The organism is Legionella quateirensis, assembly GCF_001467955.1.
Lineage (GTDB): Bacteria > Pseudomonadota > Gammaproteobacteria > Legionellales > Legionellaceae > Legionella > Legionella quateirensis.
Genome location: NZ_LNYR01000009.1, coordinates 1 through 5,230, shown reverse-complemented (window position 1 = coordinate 5,230; position 5,230 = coordinate 1). Strand labels below are relative to the sequence as shown.

Here is a 5,230-nt window from a genome sequence, read left to right as displayed (position 1 = left end):
ATTGAGTCTGTCAACTTTTTACTCATGATACACCTCGAATAAATTGAACGTTTTGTTCCTGGTACGCATTAACAAAGAGCGATCTTTGTTTAATTTTTATTCTAAGTGATTAAAATTAACAAACTATGACAGTTTTTCTTGAGTTATTGTATGGCCCATACATTTATTGCATATCCTATAAATGTACGGCTCGTCCCTGATTGGCACAAACCCTAATTTCGGGTGTAAGCTGTTATTATCTAATACAAGATGCTGTAAAACAAAAATGCAAGGTTACCTCATTGTAGGGAATGCCAGGAGACTGAGATGAGCATAGTTGACATAAAAACATTTCCTGCTGTTGTTCAATACCATTGAATATCCTTGGCCTCGAAGCATATGTTTACATCTCAGCCCACCATAAGCAGGCGTATAAAAAATTAGAACACGAATTAGAAACTCAATTTTTTATAGATAATAGTTCCGGGGTAGAACTGAAAAATTAAGGCGAGGCGTTTCTTCCCTATATTCGACAAATGCTTGGTATTTATAATGAAATGATGAAATGATGAAATGATGAAATGATGAAAGCAGAACACAACGATCGTAAAAACCAACCTAAATTAACAATAAATACAGGACTTAACCCTTATATTTCAATTTCAGCTTTTGCTGAATTTACCAATTACATGCATGAACTTAAAACAAACTATTTTATTGTTAATAAAATAGTTCCTACAAATGCATTTATCGCTAACCTGACCAGAGGCAACTATAATCTCGTCATTTTAACTCAGGTTAAACATTGTCCTGCTAATATCGTTTCTGTACCGCTGTGCGTGCTAACCGGGCCAGGCCCTGAATTTTAAATTTACGAAACTAAAGCATAATTCACGTTTCAAGCCCTGACCCTATTGATGCACACCAATTGTCCTCTTCCCATTTAAAATCATTCAACGCCACCTTGCCTGTTTACAAGTTCCCATAGTTTTTTCTATAAATCTTTCTAATTTCTTAAAGGTATTTCAGATACACCACTTAGCGCACTTAGAAGATCAAGTCTTCCTTTGTGCTAAACATATTTCTAGGGAGGAAAAAGCAAGGCCTGACCCTCCTGATGAATCCCTGAATACATAATAGGAATATTGAATTTGATAATAATTACTTCATACCACTATAATCCCAGACTGTAAGCAATAAAATATCTGTCTACCGAGGATACTCATGAAAAAGGGTAAAGACATCTCGGTAAGTTTTGATGGTCTATATCTGATTCATCAAAATCTTCCTGGGAAGCAGGTTCAGCAAATCACTTTACAAGAAGCACTTTTATTTATCCCTTTGCAAGGAGAAATCAGCATTATTTTGGAGGGGAAAGCTCTGCAATTGGGTGTGGGTAAAATGTTATACCTGCCGCCGAATCTGACGCATTCATTTTCTTCCTCTACTAAAAGTGGCGAACGGCTAATTGCTTTGGTTGATTCTACCAAATACCAAGCGAGCTTTCTTTCTTCAGTACCCTTAATTCTTTCAGTAGATCATTTGATAAAGGAGTTACTCTTTTATTTATTACTCCACCCGAAAACAAACAATGCGCAATCATTAATTCAGGTATTTTGTGAAACGTTGCATGAGATATTTATGCAGGCTTCCTCCAATTACATACAATCAGTGGAACATTTAGAAGCAAAAGCGAGCGATCCACGATTAAAAAAAGCATTAAATTACATGCGGGAGCACTTAGCAGAACAGATTAATATGATTGATGTGGCACGTTATTCCGGATTGAGTACTCGTAGTCTTAATCGATTGGCAGCGATTGAAACGGGACTACAACCCAAGCAGTGGCTGATTCATTATCGAGTAGCAAAAGCAAAGGAACTCCTACGCCTATCTGGAAACTCCGTTACTCAGGTAGCCTTTGCGGTAGGCTATAACTCCTTAAGTCAATTCATTACAACCTTTCGTACTCATACCGGGCAATTGCCTTCTGAATATCTCAATATGGCTAAAAACTCAAAATTAATGGCGAGTTTTTAGAATCATTTCTTTCTCCATGCTCATAAACTGTCTAAGCGAAACAACAAAACGTGAGGAGAAAATAGGATGATACGAAAACAAACAAGTAACTGGTCAAGAAATATAATTCTTTGCTTTGCAATGATCCTTCAGAGCGTGACTGCCCATGCTTACTATATTCCAAAGGCAACTCAGTCTGAAAGCGAAATTCAAATAGTACAAAAATATTTTGAAGCTCTAGCCACCGGTGATATGGCCTTGCTCGATAGCCTGCTTTCTGAAAATATCATTTGGCATCAACCTGGAAATGGTTCTTTGTCGAAAACTTATTACGGTAAGCAGGAAGTATTTTCACTATTTGGTCAATTTATGAAAATCAGTGAAAACACGTTCAAAATCGATGAAGTAAAAAATATCATGGCTAATAACTTCTTAGTAGCCGCTACCCTTCATTTCTCCGCCCATAAATCCAATGGCAGCAGACTGTCTATGGACGGTACTGACTTAATGAAAATTAAAAATGGTCAAATCGTCGAGGTTTATCTTTTTTCAGCAAACCAACCCGAAGAAGATGCTTTTTGGACATCTGAAACAAATTAAAACACTAGAGTCCGTTGACAATTCGCTGAATGGTTATGCTCTGCTGCATGTCAGCAGGGTCCATTGATTCAGTGGACACAGAAGAGGGTCGGCTCTTGACTGTTGTTTTAAGATAGAGAAAAGCAAAAAACAAGATCTGCCCCCCTATCTTTTTACTCCAGACGGCACATTGTTCAATAGGATATTGCGGTATAATTTCGGATAAATTGCTATTCTAAAACACATATTTTTTCACTTCTTTCATCACAGTCATTTTTACTATTATTCTTTGTCAAAATTAGTTATTAAGTTAAGTTCGTTACCTTTAATATCCAACCTTGCACTTCTGTTTTTAATTTCAATTTCTATAACAGTATTTTTAAGATATAAATTATTAAAATCAATAGCTGTATCAGTTGCGGATAAATCTTTAGCTGAAATCGATTTTCCGTCTATTTCAAGTAAGGTATCATTATCAATTTTAACCTGAATTCTGCCAATATTTTCCGTTTTCAAAACATACGGGATATTAAAATAATTAACTATTATACTGTGATCTGGACAAGAAGAGTTACCAATTTGATTGATGTAGAGTTGAATGTTGCTATCAATGTAGAAATTTTCATCAGCCATTGTCATACCGAATAAATTGCAAGGCCTTCGTTCAATATTCAGCTTTACTCCTGGCTGGTTATTATATGAATTCATTTCTTTTGAACGTCGCTCTTTGTAACGTTCAATAGCGACCTCTATAGGACGCGTTATTTCTGCGTAATTATAACGCTCTTTTGCTTGATTTACGCGTTGGCTAATTTGGGTATCACTGAAAGAAAAATATTGATGTAATTGATTTCGTATAAATGACTTGTTTTTCACCAATTTATCTTTCCAATCACCTACACTTAAATTGTCGAGTGCTATACCGACTGCTGCACCAGTAAAATAATATCTATCTTGAAGTTGGCATTTTATTAATTTATCAATCCCACATTTATTCTTGTAGGTTGTAATCATGGCTTGATTTCTTTCAGCTTCATTAGAGATGGCCACACTCCAGCCATAATAATCAGCAATTCCCTCCATGTTTTCTTTTGTTGCTTCATATATTGTAGAGATATCACCCATTAATTTTTGCCGGTACTGATTAATGGCTACATAATCTTTCAGCGCTTCGATGTTATCATTCGTCAAATACTCACCCAGAGCCAAGTCTTCAATATAAGTTAACTTTACATTTTCAATTTGATTAAATCCGGTATAAGTACCAAAGTTATATATTTGTACCGGAAAATCTTCAAATTGAAAAATATGAAAACGTTCATGAAACAATAGATGAAGAATATCTCGATTAGATATATCTTTTATAGTTTCCAGCCCAAAAACAAATGACGGTTGTCCATCAATTATATTGCCATCACTCCAGGATAAATTATCTATTTCATATTCATCATGGTCTAGAAAATACACCGGGAAAGATTGGTCGGATTGTATTTTCCAATTAGAGTTGATAGGTGAAAAATAATACGCGTAATGATGTTGATTAGAAAAATAAACAATAATAGGCTTGGAACTAATTTTAAATTTTGGCCAGATATTAGCATTTGAATTTATTAGGGCAAGCGATTGAGACAGTTCTCTGGTAAGCAGTAACTCATTATTATTAGCAAAGAGGTTATTAGTCATTATTAAAAAAGATAACAACAAGTAAATTATTTTTCCCATGATTTCTGGTTCTTTATAGTGGTGTGAGGAGGATTTAATTTGGATAAATCTGACATCATAGAATGATGACCAATAATTATACATATAAATTGGCTTAGTTGTATATAAATAAGTATTTATAATTATGCATTAATCCCTCCTAGAGAACTAAATTCAATTTAACAAAACCGGGGTTTTACGAACATTGCTGTTTAAGAGGCTAGATAAGTAGGGGTTTTAATTTTAAAACCATTTCGAGGTCAATTTCTGCTTACACTTAAGGGGGCAGGGCTTGAATTTTGAATTCACGAAACTATAGCATAATTCACATTTCAAGCACTGACCCTCTTGATGTACGATGCTGCCTCCCTTGATTTGGTCTAGAAGTTCAATTATCGATTCCAATTTATTTAGATGGCTATCGCCATAATAAAAAGAATCCTCAGCTCATTTGAAGCTCTGTGCACGCCTCTTGTTCGTCATTTTGCGTCAAATTATCCATATTGGTTCGTGTTGTATTGATTCGCTCTTTTAAACTCGCTATTTCCAGACTTAATGACTTCATTTTCTCCATTTTATCATATTCACTCATATCATCATCCTCTAAATCCCAGTCATCCCCACTGTCATCACTAAGAGTCATATACTCATCCTCTAAATTTGCCAGTTTAGCTTTCATGGTATTAAGACTTTCCTCAAGTGTTTTAACCTGCTTTACACTTTGCCAATCCATCTTGATTGCTTTGAAATTCTCTTTTCTCTGAGTTTGACTCAACTCCCTGGCAGCTTCTAAATCTTCCTGGGTAAAAGGTTTTTGATTATCATAAGTGCATGATAAATTATGTAAAAATCCTTTTGGATATTCATCCCACGTATAAATTCCATGTCCCCATTTAGATCCTTCATTCCCTAGTGCAAAATACCAGGGATCAATAATAAGAATGTTCTCTTT

The 5,230-nt window shown here is 35.1% G+C and carries 5 protein-coding genes; 3 read left to right on the top strand and 2 right to left on the bottom strand.

Annotated elements, in window-relative coordinates; genetic code table 11:
* Positions 1-560: 560 nt before the first annotated feature.
* The 3 genes from Lqua_RS04545 (at position 561) to Lqua_RS04535 (ending at position 2,598) form a co-directional block, all read left to right on the top strand.
* A complete protein-coding gene (locus Lqua_RS04545; RefSeq protein ID WP_133141128.1) occupies positions 561-848 on the top strand; it encodes a hypothetical protein in 288 nt (95 codons plus the stop codon).
* Between the two features lie 355 nt (positions 849-1,203).
* Positions 1,204-2,019, top strand: a complete 816-nt coding sequence (locus Lqua_RS04540; protein ID WP_058473105.1) for an AraC family transcriptional regulator — start codon at positions 1,204-1,206, stop codon at positions 2,017-2,019.
* Between the two features lie 66 nt (positions 2,020-2,085).
* Entirely contained in the window at positions 2,086-2,598 is a 513-nt protein-coding gene (locus Lqua_RS04535; RefSeq protein ID WP_058473104.1) for a nuclear transport factor 2 family protein, read from the top strand.
* 261 nt (positions 2,599-2,859) lie between these two features.
* On the opposite strand, the gene Lqua_RS04530 is transcribed toward Lqua_RS04535, so the two are convergent.
* Both Lqua_RS04530 and Lqua_RS18310 read right to left on the bottom strand, forming a co-directional pair.
* On the bottom strand, positions 2,860-4,299 hold the full coding sequence (locus Lqua_RS04530; protein ID WP_058473103.1) for a hypothetical protein: 1,440 nt from the start codon (positions 4,297-4,299) through the stop codon (positions 2,860-2,862).
* 421 nt (positions 4,300-4,720) lie between these two features.
* Positions 4,721-5,230: hypothetical protein (locus tag Lqua_RS18310; protein ID WP_162264385.1), on the bottom strand; the 510-nt coding region annotated here is incomplete at its 5' end.

Bases quoted from the DNA above. Each gene is read 5' to 3' on its own strand.
- Lqua_RS04540 (WP_058473105.1), top strand. From the start codon at position 1,204: ATGAAAAAGGGTAAAGACATCTCGGTAAGTTTTGATGGTCTATATCTG.
- Lqua_RS04545 (WP_133141128.1), top strand. From the start codon at position 561: ATGATGAAAGCAGAACACAACGATCGTAAAAACCAACCTAAATTAACA.
- Lqua_RS04530 (WP_058473103.1), bottom strand. From the start codon at position 4,299: ATGGGAAAAATAATTTACTTGTTGTTATCTTTTTTAATAATGACTAAT.
- Lqua_RS04535 (WP_058473104.1), top strand. From the start codon at position 2,086: ATGATACGAAAACAAACAAGTAACTGGTCAAGAAATATAATTCTTTGC.